The following is a 17,053-nucleotide window of genomic DNA, read 5'->3' on the forward strand; positions in this document are numbered from 1 at the left end:
CCCTCAAGATGAGACTTCTCATCATTTAGAGTAAGATCCCTCAGAGACGATGAGGTTGATAGGTTCGAGGTGGAAGCGTGGTGACACGTGTAGCTGACGAATACTAATAGATCGAGGACTTAACTATAATATTTATGTTGTCTTGTTGTACTTCTTATCTAGTTTTGAAGGTACAAACCTTCAAAAACTTGATTTAGTGACAATAGCGAAGAGGTCACACCTGTTCCCATGCCGAACACAGTAGTTAAGCTCTTCAGCGCCCATGGTAGTTGGGGCTTTGCCCCTGCGAGAGTAGGACGTCGCTAAGCAACTGCAAAACATCTATTACAATTATGTGATAGATGTTTTTTGTGTCTTATCATTTGATAACTATAGATTAGCTAAGGCAAGGAAGTTCGACTAAGATCGCCACGTCGTGTGGCAACGTCGAACTGACCTACATCCTGTAGGCCCCCAGCCGAACGAACACAGTACAGGGAAAGCTACGACAGTAAAACATCGCACGAAGAAAAAGTGTTGTTTGCTTTTTCGAGGAGTTAAGCTCTTCAGCGCCCATGGTAGTTGGGGCTTTGCCCCTGCGAGAGTAGGACGTCGCTAAGCAACTGTAAAACATCTATTACAATTATGTGATAGATGTTTTTTGTCTTATCACTTGATAACTAATAGTTAGCTAAGGCATGGAAGTTAGGCTAAGGTCGCCACGTCGCGTGGCAACGTCGAACTGACCTACATCCTGTAGGCCTCCAGCCGAACGAACACAGTACAGGGAAAGCTACGACAGTAAAACATCGCACGAAGAAAAAGTGTTGTTTGCTTTTTCGAGGAGTTAAGCTCTTCAGCGCCCATGGTAGGGATCTTTCCCCTGCGAGAGTAAAACGTAGCTAAGCAACAAAAAACATCTATCAGAATTATGTGATAGATGTTTTTTTGTTTTCTCAATTAATATAGTTTCCAACAAAACTCCAGACTTTACTCCAGTATAATTCTGGGTTAACTTTTTCAGCTTCACCATGTCCAGCACCTGGAATAATCAGTCTATCTTTTTCAACTTCCGCTGCATGGTATACTTCATCTAACATTTCAAAAGGAACAAAACTATCAGCTTCTCCGTGAATAAACAACATAGGAGTTGTACTTTTAGCGACCTGATTAATAGCAGATGCTTCATTCAAATCGTAACCTGCTCGTATCTTTGTTACAGTATTTGCTGCATTCATAACAGGAAACTTTGGCAAATTAAATAAGTCATCTAATTGATAAGTAAATACATCCATAACAGATGTATAGCCACAATCTTCAACAATTACTTTAACATTAGGTGGTAATATCTCACCTGATGTCATCATAACAGTTGCACCTCCCATAGAGATACCAAATAATACAATTTCAGCATCTGAATCTTTTTCTATAATAGAGTCAATCCAAAGAAGCATATCTTTACGATCATCCCAGCCCATTCCAATATAATCTCCTTCACTTTCACCATGTCCACGTAGGTCGGGTGCTAACACACTGTATCCTTGCTCATAAAAATTGCGAATCCAGCGGGTCATTTGTGTTTTATTAGAAGTATAACCGTGTGCAATAATTGCCCACTTCTGCTCAGAACTTTCGTTTTCGTATACATCTGCAATTAATGTTAAATTGTCTGAAGAGGTTATGCTTTTCTTTTCAGGTAAGTATATTTCGGAGAATTCAGCATCTAATAAATCATTTTTTTCTGTTACAGAAGCAGACACTGCTTCTGACTCAGCTAAGTGTGGATTATCTTGTAAGAAATCTTTCTCTTCATTTGGATTTAAAGCAAAGTTATAAAAGTAGTTACCTACTAAACCATAGGATATTACTAAAATTAGGATGATAGTAATTAAAATAAAATAACGTTTTTTCATTTGAAAGCTCCTTGTTCTTTGATAATGATTTTTTATGAGTAGCGATACATAACTAAATTATTGCAAATTTTTCACTCGAACACATTCTTTGCTTATATATTAATAATAGCATATTATTGTATTTGACATAATAGAATTGGGAGATGACATCATTGAAAGGTATATTCGAAAGAAAATCATCTGTGATTGCAATTGCGGTATTTTGTTCTGTGTTATGGGGAAGTGCATTCCCAGTACTTAAGGTAAGCTATGAGGAACTGCAAATGGCTCCGGATGATATTATTGCTAAGGTTGTATTTGCTGGCTTACGCTTTTTGCTTGCAGGTGTAATTGTTTTAGCATTCTTAATATTTATAAGTCCAAAAAAGATTTTAGTTACACGTAGGCAATTTATCGTTTTAATTATTCTTGCCGTTGTCCAAACGTCATTACAATACTTTTTCTTTTATAATGGATTAGCAAAAGTATCTGGCATGCAAGGAGCTATATTAGCATCAAGTGGAACTTTTTTTACTGTTATTCTAGCACATTACTTTTATAAAAATGATCGCCTAAATTTTAAAAAAACATTTGGACTCGTTGCAGGATTTAGTGGGATTGTAATAGCTAATTGGGGACAAGAACTTCAACTTAGTTTTGAGTTTACCGGAGAAGGATTTATGATTCTTTCTGGAATTACGAGCGCCATTGCAACAATTATGGCTAAAGAACTTGCAATTGGCATTCATCCATTTGCGGTAACTGGTTGGCAGTTAAGTATAGGGGCGACTATTATGCTAATTATAGGCATTCCCCAAATTAGTTCAAATGCTATTGTCTTCACGCCTTTTGGTTTGGGGTTATTGATTTATTCTGCCTTACTTTCAGCTATAGCTTTTGCCCTGTGGTATTCGTTACTTAAATATAATAACGCAGGCGTAATAAGTATGTATAAATTTATTGTTCCGGTTTCTGGTGCAGTATTATCATCTATCTTTATTGCTGGTGAAAACTTAAATCTATTTATTTTAGCTGCTATTGCTATGGTTGCTATAGGTATTATAGTGGTTAATTATAAAGGAAGAAAAGTGATTTTAACAGAGAAAATTAATGTGAGTAAGAAAATGAGTTAATAGAAAGATGTAAAAGTTGTAGGTCATTTCAAATAAGATATAAAGAAAACAGCTCGTCAATCAAGCTGTTTTCTTTGTCGTTTTAATGCAATTTTTTTCTTATACATTCTGGTTTCAGCTATCGTGAAAGTACGTTTAATATCATGTTTTCTATCTGTTTTAACTGCAAAACCAATTGATATACTTGGCTTTTCTGGTTTAATTTGAGATTTGCTACACATTTCGTTTATAAGCTTGATTTTTTTCTTTGCAACTTTGGCATCAGTGTTTGGTAAAATTATACCGAACTCATCGCCACCCCAACGTGAGACAATTCCTTTATCATGCACAACACTTTCAAGGATATTGGCAATTTCAATAAGTAATTCATCTCCGACATTGTGCCCAAGCGTATCATTTAATTCCTTCAGGTTATTTGCATCACAAATAATAATCGTTAATGGCAGTCGGCGCTTAATATTTAGCCTTCGTAATTCTTTTTCGAAATACCTTCTATTATATAGACCTGTTAAAGAGTCATGATAGCTTAAATAAGTTATTTCATCTTCTTTTTCTTGTATTTTCAAAAAACTCATACGCCAATTTTTAATAGATATGTACCATGACAAAATTAACACTATGAGGCTAATAAATACGCTAAATAGTAGAATAGAAGTTAATGTTTCCTCAAAAGCAATTTTCTTACTTGTATAGTTATGCATAATAGTAGTAAGTTCTTGTGTAGTTTGGCTTAATTCTAATTGTGTTTTTGTATAAGCCCATCCAGAAACAAGTTTAAATGCTTCATCTTGTTCACCATGACTAATCAGTTTAAATGTTTGCTCTTCAATAGCACTAATTTCTCCTAAGTGCATTTTAAGTTCGTTTGTTTTCGTTGTGACTTCCTTTAGGTTAATCAATTCCGATATATTATTAATAACATTATTTAAATGAGGTATTGTATCATTATAAGAGTCTTGCCATCGTAAGTCACCAGTGGCAGCAGCCATCCGTACGGCCATTTCTAATTCATTAGTATATAATAAAATTTTACCTGAGTTATTTTCAAGTACTAAGCTTTTGTTCTCAAAAAAATTTAACGTGCGAGAAGAATGGACCGTGCTCCAAACAAGGAGTAGCATAAGGAAAATAGTAACACCAACAGATATAATAAACCACTTATTAGATAAATTCTTTTTTACTACTGTGCTAGTGGTGTTTTTAATTCTAGTATTCATATTGCTTTTCAACTCCTTGCAACATCGTTTGATGTAATTACTGAAGTGTGTTTTTATAACGAAATATCACACTAGTTGGATTAATTTAACCAGCTATCGACAATATCCTTATTTTCTTTTACCCATTGCTCTGCAGCTGCTTCCGGGTTATTATCTTTCTCCGTCCACAACATGACCTTCTCCATATCATTTGCTGACCAATAGAATTGATCAAGAAAACGATAAACTTCAGGCTTATCTTGCTCTAAGCCTTTTCGAACTATTGTACTAATGTGTTCTTTTTCTCCATATATTCCTTTTGTATCTTTAAGATATTTTAAGTCCCAACGAGCAAATTTCCAATGTGGATTCCAACCTGTAACAACGATCCATCGCTTTTCTTCTATAGCATTTTTGAGTGTTTGTGTCATTGTAGAATCACTTCCACTAACAAGTACAAAATCATCTAGTCTGTATTCGTCAATTACCTGATTTGTTTTTGTCATGACACCTGCACCAGGATCAATTCCAATAATTTTTTTGTTTAATTCTTCCGTGTATTGATTTAATTCTTCAATCGATTCAATGGGTAAGTAATCGGGAACTGCAAGACCCATCACCGCGCCGTCCAAATTGGGACCAAGATTTTCTACATTTTCTTTATGTTCTTCATAGTATGCTTTATGTAAGGAGGGCATCCATGCTGCTACCATTGCATCCTGATCTCCAGATGCAACAGCTTCCCACATCGCAATTGTTGATACGGGTAGAAGTTCAGTTTGATACCCTAATCTGTCTTCAATGACTGTTTTCACTACATGAGCGCTAGCAACTTCAGAAGCCCATTCCACATATACAATTTTTACAATCTCATTCTCATGATTTGAATCATTTGAATTGTCATTCTGTGTATCATTCTCTAGTGAGCAAGCACTTAGAATTAAGAGTATAACTAAAGTAATCACTGAAATAGCTAATATGTAATTTGATGCTTTAAATGTTGAGTAATTTATAATGGTCTTCCCCCTAAATTCTGTGACTAAAGTCATAGATAGACTTTAATAGTATAGTAAAAGATAAACCTACTAGTCAAATGAAGAAGAGAGGTCTTAGATTGAGTTTTCTTTCTCATTTTGATGAAAAAGTTTTGAATTTTATGAGCTAAAGCTGTATTTAAGGATTATTCGATGGTATGTGCAGAAATACGAGGAACTCTTTGTTGTTTCTATATAAAATATCAGGAATTGCAATAGACAATCCCTGATATGTATTATCATTATTTCAATTTAGTTGATTTTTTCTTTTTTAGAGTCGCCATTTCAGTCTTTATATAAGTTAAGAACTCCTCCGCTTTTTTCTCAGGCGCTTTAGTGAGTAGGCTCACAGTAATGAATAAGAGAGTAGACACAAGGATTCCCCATATACCTGATGCAAGTCCAAGAGGCTTCGTTTGAGTAAACTCTAAAAAGATTACCATGATACCACTAACAATTACACTGATTAATACACCTAGTGCCGTACCTCTTTTCCAAAAGAATGCACCAATAATAGCAGGCACAGCTACAATTAATCCAGCAGAAGCAGAAACAGATAATACTGCAATTAAATCAAGCTGTAACTGAGCAAATAGATAAGCCAAAATCGCAATGACCGGAATTACAATTTTACCTACAATAAGCTGTTTTTGCTCATTAGATTCTTTTTTGATATTTCCATAAACATCCCTTGCAAACAAAGATGATAATGTAAGAAGAATGGAATCGATTGTTGAGACAGCTGCAGCCATAATACCAACCATTACAATTGCACCTAATACAGGTGGTACCAAATCAGAAGACAACAACTTTGGCGTTGCAAGGTCTGCATTTGCTAGGTCAGGAAACATAATCGATGCAGAAAATCCCCAAACTACTGATACGATCGTATAGATAAATCCAAAAACTAAGAATCCCATTAACATTTGTCTTAAACTTTTCAATGATGCTGGCATAAATAATCGCTGACTTACTTGTGGATTTGAAATGCTAAAGAAAAACCATGGAATCGTTAATCCTAGAAATGTTGTAAAGCTGAAGAACCCGGTTCCTGGAACTGTTAAAGATTTAGGTTGATTCGTCTCGAGAGAACCAAAAAATTCACCTAGTCCACCTAAACCATTAATGATGAAAATTACAACAAGTGTTGATGTTATCAACATAATAAGAGATTGTAACGAGTCAGTCCATGCAACAGATCTCATTCCTGCGATGTAAGAAAATACAATAGCAAGTACAGTTGCGATAATAACCCCAGTTGTAAAAGGGATAGCGTCATTAGTCACGCCTTGCAATAGATATCCAACACCAGCTAGTTGTACTGCGCTGTATGGAATTAGAAATAAACAGCTTGAAATTGCTACTACTGATGCTACTAATTTATTATTGTACCTATCTCCCAACATCTCGGAGGGTGTGACATAGCCATATTTCTTTCCTACTAACCAAAATCTTGGGCCAAAGAAAGCAACTAAAGATACACCCATAAAATAAATGATTTCAAAGCCAAGTGCTCCTACACCACCATTGTATGCTAAACCGGCCAAACCAACTAACATAAAAGCACTGTATGTAGTTGCACTATAACTTAATGCTGATACAAATCCATTTAACTTTCTGTCACCAAGAAAATAGCTTGCCATATTTGTTTGTTTGCCACTTCTTGATAAATAAGCAATAACTAATGCGATAATGACATATATCGCAATGATCCACCACACAATTTGTGTGCTCATATTTATTCTCCCCAATCCCTAGTTAAAAAATAATTAATGACAATAATGACGAGTGCAAGTAGAGACCAAAATAAAAAACTCCCATACCATGCTGCAACATTTGTAAGTAAAGTGTACGGTATAATATAGGCTAATAAAATAACAATAATAATAAACGATCCATACTTCAATTCTTTAGTTGTCAAAAGATCACCTCCATGTTTATTTTTTGTTAAGAATTAATTCATATACATAATGTCTTTGTCTGTATTCTTCTTTTGCGAAGAGCACAACTTTATTATACACAAAAACAATTACATGTAAAGACACCTGTGTATACAAAAAAGTTGATAGAAACATGTAAACGTGCAATTAAATAGTATCTATGTAGGCGGAATATATTTTTAACCAAAAAAACCGTTGTACAGTAGATACAACGGTAATGTAAAATATAAAATTGCTTTATAATTTGTCATAGAAGGTTGTCTCAAATTGAGAAACAGTGTTCTTTAGATTATTAAGTAATGGGTAATTCCCGTTCTTTAACAAAGTGCTCGGAATAGGTTTACATGCCTTAATAAAATAATATTCTTGATCAAGAATTAGTGACAATTGTAGCTGGTTCTGTAATCTTTTAGGTGTATTACCCATTGGAAACTGATTGGTTTTAAACTGTTTTTTTACTATTCTTATAGCTTTTTGTATTTCATTTGTATTTTTATTCCAGGTAATGCTCGGGATGATGTACGACAAACTAGAATTAATCAAGATGAAAAGAAGAAAAAGTACCGTAGCTGTTGTCATTGTAAGAAAAATACTAAGTATAAAAGTTGCACTAAATAGAAGTATCATAAGTTTTTTATTACATCTGAGAACTAGTGTGATTGCCCCCAAAATAGAAAACACGATCATGATCACGAATTGGACGTCACGTGTCCAAGCTTCAGTGAAAGTAAAGTAGGCTAGCAGACCTAGTGTTATTGAAATAGTGGAGAAGCTATATAGGAAATAGGGTACATAATTTCCTTTTAATCTACTTAAGGAAAACTGTTTTGTTGTAATTTCATGCCATTTCTTTATGTGATAATATTTATTAGTTTTAGACTTTTGCGATCGGTATTGAATGTTATCCGTTGAGTCTGCGATTGATTCAAGCAAAAAGAAAGAACCGAGTTTATCTTTCTCTCTAAATAGCCATCTTTTTATATAGAGTTCACTTTCACCAAGCTCAGTATGATTCTGCTTCCAAGTGAAGCGGAAGGTCTTCCCGTCATTTAACTCTGAAGGTACTTCTGTAATTACAATTAGTCCACGTTGATAAAGGGAAAAAAGACCAGAAATAATGTCCTCTTTAATAAGTTTTCCTTTATTATTCACGTAGCTTACAACAATTGGATCCGTTTTTTCTATTAATGTCAGAAGCTTTTCTCTGTCTTTAAGTTTTTGTCTGTTATTTGGATGAAAATATATAATACCGATTCCTGCGATTAATGTGACTACAATACCAATTACAATTAGTGGAATGATCTGGTTAAAATTATCCTCAACATTTTCATAACGCCATGCTAATGAGCTTTCTGAAACAAGTAGCTTTTTTTTCATGTCTTTGGCTTGATTAACTGCTTGATCGGTTAACAGGCTAGAAGGGAAAATTAATGCAAATTCATTTTTTTGTGATTTGGGAAGATTATCAAAACTATAACGGATAAAGGACTCTGTTGTTTGAATAAGTGGTTTGTTTCTAGAATGAACATAGAAATAAATGTCATCTTTCACTTGTTTTGAGGGAAGATATAGATTAATTGTTACATTATGAAGTTCTGTATTGTTTGTCTCCCCCAAAAAAGAGTGATGTAAATATGCTGTATCATTATATTTTGTTATTGCGCCTACTATATCATAACTATAAATTACATGCTGTGACTTATTGTTTGTTGAGAATTGAATGTAATATTGATCACGTAATCGTGTAAATTTCATCGGATCTAAGTTAGTAGTTTCTATATTTGCATTTTTAAGATTATAGGGTGCAACGTATGCTTTAAAGTTCTTCACTTTTGGATTTGTCGACCTTATTGTCCCTCGGTCAGTATCATTAACGCTATACTTGTAAAGTTCCTTTACGTGGATTGTTCCATCAGTGTCAATAAAAGCTTGAATATCTACTTGGTCAATATGAATAGTATTATCTGTGTTTGAGCAACTAATTAGAATAAATATGAGTGGTAATATAAAGAGAAAAATATCTATTTTCTTCAAATTCATCATCCCTTTTAGATTGATTCTAATGAAAATAAACTTGTCTAAATACATTTATCTATAAAAACTATGATGAGAATGTCTTGATCATGTGTAACAGTGCTTTAAAAGCTAATAAATTTTAAAATCATTGGTATACTAAATAAGAAAAATTTATAGGGAAGAGGTGTGAGAATGGGTAGGGATGAGCATCATCATCATAAAAATAATAAAGCAAAACTTCCACAAACACCTGAAAAACAAAAGGGTTCAGCAGGCATTGATATAGAAATGTCAAAAAATCCTAAAGTGCAATTAGGTGTTAATGAAGAAGAAAAGGAATAGTTAAGTGTAAATAAAAAGCGATTCCGCGGTAGTTAACGGAATCGCTTTTTGCATATAACTGTAACAAATAGAAAATAGAGTTTTTAGTTAAAAAACCGCCAAATTTTGGCCGTTTTTTTATAATTATTGATTGTTACGATTTTGTTTTTTGTTTGTTACATTGTCGGTTACATTCTCAACAGCATTAGCAGTCGCATCTACAGCATTCATAGCAGCATCTTCTGTTGTTTCTAGTGCACTGTGGACAGTATGGAATGCAGATCCTGCTGTATCTTTAATATTCTCTTTTGTCTTATTTCTTTTATTATTGTTTGTCATATGGTTTCCACCTCCTAAACAAGAGTAGGATATGGACAATAAAGCTATTTTATTCTTTGGAAATAGTTGAGATACCACTATTATTGTAAAATTTTTTTGGATAAAGAAATATTATATGGGAAAATTAATTGTAATCAGAATCTATAAAGGAGATATATAATGCATAAATTTATGTTTGTTTTTTTGCTATCCGCTTTATTTGTATTAGGAGGGTTTAGCTCAAGCTCAGGTGAGATTGTTAAAGAAATTGAAATAAATAATGGAGATAATTCAGTTGATTTGGTAACTTCGAACGAAAAATCCGATATGAAAATCATTGAGGGAGTAGATACTGTATTAAAGTCGGTTGGTGCTTTGCAATTTACAGTTAATAATTCACCTGAAGCAATAGAAAAGTTAAATAAACTTGGTGAAAAGTTAGATGATGATTGGGATATAATAGAAGAGAAGGTAGAGAAGCAATTTCCTAAGGATTATAAGAATATTGAGGATAGTTTATATCCATTAATTGATCAAGCTCAAAGTGATAAACCAAACATTGAAGAAATAAAGCAATTAATAAAAGATGTAAATGTGAAACTAAATAAATTTAAAGAAAAAATTAGTTCATAAATAATAATTGAGTGTATTGAATAAAAATCCATTATAAAAACAGCAGGTCATATTACCTGCTGTTTTTATAATGGATTTTTTAGGTGAAATTTTAACTAGCAACAAATCATCTTACTTTTTTGTTTGCTACATGTTTATTTTAAATTCGTTTTGTAGAAATAGCATTTCTGACTTTTTTAATAGATTCTTTTCCAAGTTCTTTTCTTGCCATTAAAACGTTCACATAAATTGCATCAATAACACAAAGTTGTGCAATCCTTGATGCAAGTGCTTCAGATCGGAAGTCTGTTTCTTCTGATAGGGTGTATAAAGGAGTGTCAACTCTTTCGCTTAGTGGAGATTTAGCAAAACTCGTAATTCCAATTGTTTTAACTCCATTTTCTTTTGTGATTTCCAAAATATCAAGAATATCTTTCGTTGTCCCAGTGTGTGAAATGAGTACAGCAACATCTTCATTTGTCATTTGAGAAGCGGACATCAATTGCATATGTGTATCAGACTGAACAAATACCGGGACACCTGTTCTAATCAATTTGTGATATGCATCTTGGGCTATAATATTGGAACCGCCACTACCAAAAAACTCTATTTTTCTAGCCTGTAGGATTGCTTCTACGGCAGATTTAAAATTATGTTCATCAATAACTTTTAATGTATCTTCGAGTGTCTTTATATTAGAATGAAACACTTTTTCAATGATGCTTTTTTCATCATCATTTTCCTGAATTTTTTCATGTATATCTTGCATAGGTGCAACAATTTCTGAGGCTAATACTATTTTCATTGCTTGATAACCTTTAAAACCTATTCGTTTACAAAAACGAAATACAGTGGAATCAGCAATACCGATATCATCAGCAACTTGGTTTATTGTACCATGAACAATATTCTGAGGTTTTTCTATAATGTAGTCAGCAATTTTTTTTTCTTTATCACTTAAAGTAGGATAGTGGGATTTTATCCGTAATAGGCAATGTTGTGTTTCTGTTGACGTCATAATGTCACCCCTCCAAATTATCTATGTCTTTTATTATAATGCTTAATTTTAAAAAAAGAAATAATTTTTAAAAAGTTAACGAAAAAATAAAAAAATATTTCATAAAAAGCTTGAAAGAAATAATATTTTTTTGTAAAATAAATTAAAGAAATAATATTCTTTCAGAGGGTGAAATAAATGAAAATTGCAATGGTAGGTTTAGGTAAAATGGGAATGAATCTAACGAGTAATCTGGTTGCTAACGGTCATGAGGTAGTAGCTTATGATATTTTTGAGGAATCTGTTAGTAAAGCAGTACAGAGAGGGGCAATACGTGGAAAGTCATTACAAGACATTGTGGCTAAGTTGGAAACTCCTAGGGTTGTTTGGATGATGGTACCAGCTGGAGATGTTACAGAAAAGTTAGTAACAGAGCTTAGTAGTTTATTAAATGCAAAGGACATATTGATTGATGGTGGTAACTCAAATTATAAGGACACAGTCCGACGAGCAAAACAATTAGAGGAACAGGGGATTCACTTTATAGATGTTGGAACAAGTGGTGGTATGGAAGGAGCAAGACAAGGTGCTTGTACTATGATTGGGGGAGATAAAGAGGCTTTTCAATATACTGAAAAAATTTTTTCTGACAGCTGCGTTGAAAACGGTTACTTATATACAGGTAGATCAGGTAGTGGTCACTTTTTAAAGATGGTTCATAATGGTATTGAATATGGTATGATGCAAGCTATTGGTGAAGGTTTTGATATTTTAGACAAGAGTGAATTTAATTATGATTATGCAGATGTAGCTCGTCTATGGAATAATGGATCTGTTATTCGCTCATGGTTAATGGAACTAATGGAGAGTGCATTTTCTGAAGACAGTAACCTAGACGATATTAAAGGTATTGTTCATTCGTCAGGAGAAGGAAAGTGGACAGTTGAAACAGCACTTGATTTACAAGTATCGGCACCGGTAATAGCTTTATCATTAATGATGAGAAACCGTTCATTAGAGTCTGATACATTTAGTGGGAAAGTAGTTGCGGCACTGAGGAATCAATTTGGAGGACACTCTGTTGAAACAAATGATATCTAGGGGTTATGGATTGTGTAAGGGACGATGTTAATTTTTGTAGCGATGACAGGTATTTTTAATTGATACTATCAAGCAGTAATGCTACCTTTAGTTGTTGCATTTACACTTGGTTTATTTATAACATAATTGTATAGTAATAAGAGAAGCGCTGTTTTTTGGCGCTTCTTGCTTTTTAAATGCTAAAATAGACAAATATGTAAAGTTTGGGAGGCATTGCGATGAAGAGGTATCTGTTAGGTGTAGATATAGGAACAACCAGTACAAAAGCTGTTTTATTTAATCGATCTGGAAAGATAGAGTGCCAGCACGCAGTTGAATACCCGTTACATACACCTGTTCCAGGGGCAGCCGAACAAGATCCAGATGAAATAGTAAAGGCTGTAAAAACATCAATTAGAGAAACTATAAAAAATAGTAAAATTAATAATGAAGAACTTATGTTTATTTCATTTAGTGCTGCGATGCATAGCTTGATTGCAGTGGATAAAGAAGCTAAACCTTTAACTAACAGTATTACATGGGCTGATCAACGTAGTGAGCCATGGGCTAAAAAATTAAAAGAAGGTAACGGCCATCAAATATATTTACGAACAGGCACACCAATTCACTCAATGTCTCCATTATCAAAAATAACTTGGCTGAAAAACGATCATACAGATCTTTTTAACAAAACGTATAAATTTATCTCGATCAAAGAATATGTTTTTAAGCATTTCTTCGGTGAATACATAGTTGATTACTCGATCGCTTCTGCAACAGGATTATTCAATTTAGAAAATTTGAAATGGGACCAGGGTGCTATAGAGGCTGCAGGGATAACAGAAAATCAGCTTTCTACTATTGTTCCAACAACACACAAGGTTCAAGGGTTAAATCAAGAATTGGCTGAGGAACTGGGAATTGAAATGGACGTCCCTTTTATTGTTGGAGCAAATGATGGTGTTCTATCCAACCTTGGGGTTAATGCAATTGAACCAGGGGTGGTTGCTCTTACAATTGGTACGAGTGGAGCAATTCGAACAGTTACTGATCAACCAGTAACTGATCCTAAAGGACGGATTTTCTGTTATGCCCTCACCGATAAACATTGGGTAATTGGCGGACCAGTTAATAATGGCGGAATGGTAATGCGCTGGCTTCGTGATGAAATGTGTCAGGATGAAGTGAAAGAAGCTAAACAGTTAGGTATTGATCCTTATGATGTGATGACAGAAAAAATGACTAAAATAGCGCCTGGTTCAGAAGGTCTACTTTTCCACCCTTACTTAGCTGGTGAACGCGCTCCGATATGGAATGCGAATGCAAGGGGATCATTTTTTGGGTTAGGAATGCATCACAAAAAAGAACACATGATGCGCGCGGTACTTGAGGGGATTAATTTAAACATATACACTGTCTTACTTGCATTAGAAGAGATTATTGGAATTCCAGAAAAGATACATGCGACTGGAGGGTTTGCCAAATCAGCAGTATGGAGGCAGATGCTTGCTGATGTCTTTAATCAAGAATTACAAATTCCAGAAAGTATCGAAAGCTCTTGTTTAGGGGCTGTTGTACTTGGTTTATATGCATTAGGAGAAGTCGAGGATTTAAGTGTAATATCGGAAATGGTTGGTACAACAGTCAGTAACAAACCTAATCAAGAACAAGTGAATGTTTACGCTGAGCTAATACCGATCTTCATTCGACTTAGTCGATTATTTGAGGAGGATTATGACACAATCGTTAGTTTACAACAAAAGTACAAATAGCCGAGGGAATAGGATTGATTAAAACCAAATATTTGTTTGTTATGCTTTTCCTTCTCTTTATGATTAATATATTTTTAGTCGTATTTTGCGGTTTCCCGGGCAATAAAATTATTATTTTTTATAAATGACATTAATAATATTAAATTTTACACATTATTTACACATTTAATAAAATTTAACATAATTTTTTATGTAAAATCCTTTTTTGGCAGCACTTATAGATTTCTCTAAGGTTACCTTAACGTTTTTTTCTCTTAAAACTATAGGTGTCTATCCAAATAGGATATGTTACAATTACTCTCAGTAGAAATTGAAAGGGGAATAATGAATAATGAATAAAAAGTGGTTTTTAAGTTTAGCTCTAATGTTTGCGGTAGTTCTACTAGCTGCATGTAATAATGGAGAAGAGTCAGTAGAGGAAAATAATGATGAACCAGAAACGCAGGAGGAAGAAACTGCTGGAGATAATGAAACAGCTACAGAAGGTGGAGAAAACACGGTACAACAACCCGAACTACCTGAACCTAACTTAGAAGGAATCCCTGAGGTTGTAGCACAGGTGAATGGAGAAGAAATAGGAAAAGAAGAATTTGAAAATGCATTTACTGGACAATTTCAGCAAATTGCAATGCAAGCGCAAATGTCTGGACAAGCATCAGATATTGATCAGGAACAATTAAAAACACAGATTGTAGAAAGTATGATAGGTCAAAAACTTCTTATTCAAGAAGCGGATAAACGTAACTTTAATGTATCAGACGACGAGATCAATAAAGTGATTGATGGAATAGTAGAACAAAATGGTATGGAATCACAAGATGCACTTATGGCTGCTTTAGAAGAGCAGGGTACAGATAAAGAAGAAGTACTATCTCAGGTTGAAAAACAAGTAAAAATCAATAAACTTATTGAAGATGAATCTGGTGATATTGCACCAACAGATGCAGAAGTACAAGAATATTACGATCAGCTTGTAGCACAGCAAGAGGAAATGGATTCGAACGCTGAAATTCCATCTTTTGATGAAGTGAAATCAACTATTGAGCAACAATTAGTAAGTCAGAAACAAAATAAAGTTGTTCAAACACTTGTAACAACACTTCGTGAAAACGCTGAAATAACAAACAATTTATAAAATAACAAAAACCAGGTCCAAATAATACTCGGACCTGGTTTTTCATTTTCTGCAAGCTTTATTCAGATTTATTTAAATTCATTTTTTAATTGTTTATAAAAGGAGAAGCACATTGCTATCATAATGATAGCAAATGGTAGTGCCGTTATAAGTGAGGCAGTTTGTAACCCCTGTAAACCACTACTTATTAATAATACAACAGCAATCCCTGCTTGAAGAAATCCCCATAAAATTTTTGTGAATTTACTTGGATTTAATCTACCTCCTGAGGTCATCATTGCTAATACAAAAGTTGCTGAGTCTGCTGAGGTAATTAAAAACGTAAAAATCAATGTAATAGCAATACCAATTAATATAGATCCTAGTGGAAATTGCTGTAATGTGACAAATAGTGCATTAGTTAGATCCTTTTGTACGGCATCCATAATTGGAGCCCCTTGTATAATTTCAAAATATATTGCTGAACCACCTAATACAGCCATCCATACCATCGCTACTAGTGCAGGTACAAATAGAACTCCTAATATGAACTCTCTTATTGTCCTTCCTTGAGAAACTCTAGCAATAAATGTACCAACAAACGGTGACCATGCAATCGCCCATGCCCAATAAAATAAAGTCCATTGGTTAATCCAATTGGTTTCATCTAATGGATTAATGTTAAAGCTCATTTGAAAGAAATTCTGTAAATAGCTTCCGACACCTGAAACAAATGTATCAATAATAAACTTACTAGGACCTGTAAGAAATGAAAATGCCATCAAAAGAAGTGCAACACTTAAATTCACCAAACTTAAAATCCGAATACCTCTATTAAGCCCTGTAAGAGAAGATATCAAGTAAAAAGTTAATAATATAAGCATTATTGCAATCTGTGATACTGTACCACCAGGGAAATTAAATAAAAATGATAACCCACCGTCGATCTGCAAAATTCCTAACCCAAGGGATGTAGCGACACCTGTTGCGGTTGCAATTACAGCTAAGGAATCGATAACTGTTTTCCAACCTTGTTTTTTTTTCATGCTTTCACTTTTAAAGAGTGGTTCTAATGTTTTACTAATCAGTGCATTTTCCTGCTTTCTAAATTTAAAATAGCCGATAATTAGCCCTATTACTGCAAAAACAGACCACTGATGAATGCCCCAGTGAAACATAGCATATTGGATCGCCTTATTAGCAGCTTGGTTGGTCTCAGGTGTAATTCCAGGTGGTGGCTCCATATAATGTGTTATTGGTTCTGAAACACCCCAAAAAACTAAACTTACACCAAATCCCGCACTAAACAACATTCCGATCCAATTAAAATAACTAAATCTGGGCTGGTCACTATCCTGTCCTAACTTAATTGTCCCATATCGACTAAAAGCTATAAATAAACAAAAACCAATGAAGAAGACGGTTGAGATTAAGTACACCCCTCCAAAATAGTTTGCTGTAAAATCGAAAAATATATTTGCATAGTGTGATAATTGGTCGGGCTTCAGTGAACCGTAAACAACGAAGACACCTACTAATATAGTAGAGATCCAAAATACCTTTGTTAACCCCATGCTCTCTTGTTTCTTCATAAAGCCACCTCTGTAAAAAATCTATATACCGAAAGTATATGAAAATAAATTGAATTA

The 17,053-nt window shown here is 34.0% G+C and carries 15 protein-coding genes and 2 rRNA genes; 8 read left to right on the plus strand and 9 right to left on the minus strand.

Annotated elements, in window-relative coordinates; genetic code table 11:
- Window positions 1-127 (plus strand): 23S ribosomal RNA (locus tag D2K40_RS11125); the annotation flags it as partial.
- Between the two features lie 65 nt (window positions 128-192).
- A 5S ribosomal RNA gene (gene rrf / locus D2K40_RS11130) occupies window positions 193-308 on the plus strand.
- A 627-nt stretch (window positions 309-935) separates the two neighbouring features.
- Here rrf and D2K40_RS11135 read toward each other — a convergent pair.
- Window positions 936-1,892 (minus strand): alpha/beta hydrolase, encoded by a 957-nt coding sequence (locus D2K40_RS11135; protein ID WP_117155947.1) that lies wholly within the window; start codon window positions 1,890-1,892, stop codon window positions 936-938.
- A gap of 143 nt (window positions 1,893-2,035) precedes the next feature.
- On the opposite strand from D2K40_RS11135, the gene D2K40_RS11140 reads away from it, so the two are divergent.
- Window positions 2,036-3,004: a DMT family transporter gene (locus D2K40_RS11140; protein ID WP_229666736.1), complete on the plus strand. Its 969-nt coding sequence runs from the start codon at window positions 2,036-2,038 to the stop codon at window positions 3,002-3,004.
- Between the two features lie 56 nt (window positions 3,005-3,060).
- Here the strand turns inward: D2K40_RS11140 and D2K40_RS11145 are convergent, their stop codons facing one another.
- From D2K40_RS11145 to D2K40_RS11165, 5 genes are all read right to left on the minus strand, one after another.
- Entirely contained in the window at window positions 3,061-4,221 is a 1,161-nt protein-coding gene (locus D2K40_RS11145; protein ID WP_117155951.1) for a GGDEF domain-containing protein, read from the minus strand.
- Between the two features lie 80 nt (window positions 4,222-4,301).
- Window positions 4,302-5,249 (minus strand): glycine betaine ABC transporter substrate-binding protein, encoded by a 948-nt coding sequence (locus D2K40_RS11150; protein WP_117155953.1) that lies wholly within the window; start codon window positions 5,247-5,249, stop codon window positions 4,302-4,304.
- 227 nt (window positions 5,250-5,476) lie between these two features.
- Window positions 5,477-6,970, minus strand: a complete 1,494-nt coding sequence (locus D2K40_RS11155; protein WP_117155955.1) for a sodium:solute symporter family protein — start codon at window positions 6,968-6,970, stop codon at window positions 5,477-5,479.
- Window positions 6,971-6,972: 2 nt separating this feature from the next.
- A complete protein-coding gene (locus D2K40_RS11160) occupies window positions 6,973-7,155 on the minus strand; it encodes a hypothetical protein (RefSeq protein ID WP_117155957.1) in 183 nt (60 codons plus the stop codon).
- A 256-nt stretch (window positions 7,156-7,411) separates the two neighbouring features.
- A complete protein-coding gene (locus tag D2K40_RS11165) occupies window positions 7,412-9,208 on the minus strand; it encodes a DUF2207 domain-containing protein (protein WP_162879197.1) in 1,797 nt (598 codons plus the stop codon).
- A gap of 174 nt (window positions 9,209-9,382) precedes the next feature.
- Between D2K40_RS11165 and D2K40_RS11170 the strand changes: the two genes are divergently transcribed.
- Window positions 9,383-9,532, plus strand: coding sequence for a YfhD family protein (locus D2K40_RS11170; RefSeq protein WP_117155961.1), 150 nt, complete (start codon window positions 9,383-9,385; stop codon window positions 9,530-9,532).
- A 123-nt stretch (window positions 9,533-9,655) separates the two neighbouring features.
- Here D2K40_RS11170 and D2K40_RS11175 read toward each other — a convergent pair whose 3' ends face one another.
- A complete protein-coding gene (locus D2K40_RS11175; RefSeq protein WP_117155963.1) occupies window positions 9,656-9,850 on the minus strand; it encodes a hypothetical protein in 195 nt (64 codons plus the stop codon).
- 159 nt (window positions 9,851-10,009) lie between these two features.
- Between D2K40_RS11175 and D2K40_RS11180 the strand changes: the two genes are divergently transcribed.
- The gene (locus D2K40_RS11180) at window positions 10,010-10,462 is read left to right on the plus strand and encodes a hypothetical protein (RefSeq protein WP_117155965.1); all 453 of its coding nucleotides are present in this window, start codon (window positions 10,010-10,012) and stop codon (window positions 10,460-10,462) included.
- A gap of 139 nt (window positions 10,463-10,601) precedes the next feature.
- On the opposite strand, the gene D2K40_RS11185 is transcribed toward D2K40_RS11180, so the two are convergent.
- Window positions 10,602-11,459, minus strand: a complete 858-nt coding sequence (locus tag D2K40_RS11185; protein ID WP_117155967.1) for a MurR/RpiR family transcriptional regulator — start codon at window positions 11,457-11,459, stop codon at window positions 10,602-10,604.
- A 177-nt stretch (window positions 11,460-11,636) separates the two neighbouring features.
- On the opposite strand from D2K40_RS11185, the gene gnd reads away from it, so the two are divergent.
- The 3 genes from gnd (at window position 11,637) to D2K40_RS11200 (ending at window position 15,425) form a co-directional block, all read left to right on the plus strand.
- On the plus strand, window positions 11,637-12,539 hold the full coding sequence (gene gnd / locus D2K40_RS11190) for a phosphogluconate dehydrogenase (NAD(+)-dependent, decarboxylating) (protein ID WP_117155970.1): 903 nt from the start codon (window positions 11,637-11,639) through the stop codon (window positions 12,537-12,539).
- A 212-nt stretch (window positions 12,540-12,751) separates the two neighbouring features.
- Window positions 12,752-14,290, plus strand: coding sequence for a gluconokinase (gntK, locus tag D2K40_RS11195; protein ID WP_188618823.1), 1,539 nt, complete (start codon window positions 12,752-12,754; stop codon window positions 14,288-14,290).
- 331 nt (window positions 14,291-14,621) lie between these two features.
- Complete coding sequence (locus tag D2K40_RS11200) at window positions 14,622-15,425, plus strand: SurA N-terminal domain-containing protein (protein WP_117155974.1); 804 nt, start codon at window positions 14,622-14,624, stop codon at window positions 15,423-15,425.
- A gap of 68 nt (window positions 15,426-15,493) precedes the next feature.
- Here the strand turns inward: D2K40_RS11200 and D2K40_RS11205 are convergent, their stop codons facing one another.
- Window positions 15,494-16,996, minus strand: coding sequence for a BCCT family transporter (locus D2K40_RS11205; protein ID WP_117155976.1), 1,503 nt, complete (start codon window positions 16,994-16,996; stop codon window positions 15,494-15,496).
- Window positions 16,997-17,053: the final 57 nt, after the last annotated feature.

The sequence above is a fragment of the Paraliobacillus quinghaiensis genome, from assembly GCF_003426025.1.
GTDB lineage: Bacteria > Bacillota > Bacilli > Bacillales > Amphibacillaceae > Paraliobacillus_A > Paraliobacillus_A quinghaiensis.

Excerpts from the sequence above, each read along its gene's own strand:
- D2K40_RS11135 (WP_117155947.1), bottom strand. The coding sequence starts at position 1,892 with ATGAAAAAACGTTATTTTATTTTAATTACTATCATCCTAATTTTAGTA.
- D2K40_RS11140 (WP_229666736.1), top strand. The coding sequence starts at position 2,036 with ATGACATCATTGAAAGGTATATTCGAAAGAAAATCATCTGTGATTGCA.
- D2K40_RS11145 (WP_117155951.1), bottom strand. The coding sequence starts at position 4,221 with ATGAATACTAGAATTAAAAACACCACTAGCACAGTAGTAAAAAAGAAT.
- D2K40_RS11150 (WP_117155953.1), bottom strand. The coding sequence starts at position 5,249 with ATGACTTTAGTCACAGAATTTAGGGGGAAGACCATTATAAATTACTCA.
- D2K40_RS11155 (WP_117155955.1), bottom strand. The coding sequence starts at position 6,970 with ATGAGCACACAAATTGTGTGGTGGATCATTGCGATATATGTCATTATC.
- D2K40_RS11170 (WP_117155961.1), top strand. The coding sequence starts at position 9,383 with ATGGGTAGGGATGAGCATCATCATCATAAAAATAATAAAGCAAAACTT.
- D2K40_RS11175 (WP_117155963.1), bottom strand. The coding sequence starts at position 9,850 with ATGACAAACAATAATAAAAGAAATAAGACAAAAGAGAATATTAAAGAT.
- D2K40_RS11180 (WP_117155965.1), top strand. The coding sequence starts at position 10,010 with ATGCATAAATTTATGTTTGTTTTTTTGCTATCCGCTTTATTTGTATTA.
- D2K40_RS11185 (WP_117155967.1), bottom strand. The coding sequence starts at position 11,459 with ATGACGTCAACAGAAACACAACATTGCCTATTACGGATAAAATCCCAC.
- gnd (WP_117155970.1), top strand. The coding sequence starts at position 11,637 with ATGAAAATTGCAATGGTAGGTTTAGGTAAAATGGGAATGAATCTAACG.
- D2K40_RS11200 (WP_117155974.1), top strand. The coding sequence starts at position 14,622 with ATGAATAAAAAGTGGTTTTTAAGTTTAGCTCTAATGTTTGCGGTAGTT.
- D2K40_RS11205 (WP_117155976.1), bottom strand. The coding sequence starts at position 16,996 with ATGAAGAAACAAGAGAGCATGGGGTTAACAAAGGTATTTTGGATCTCT.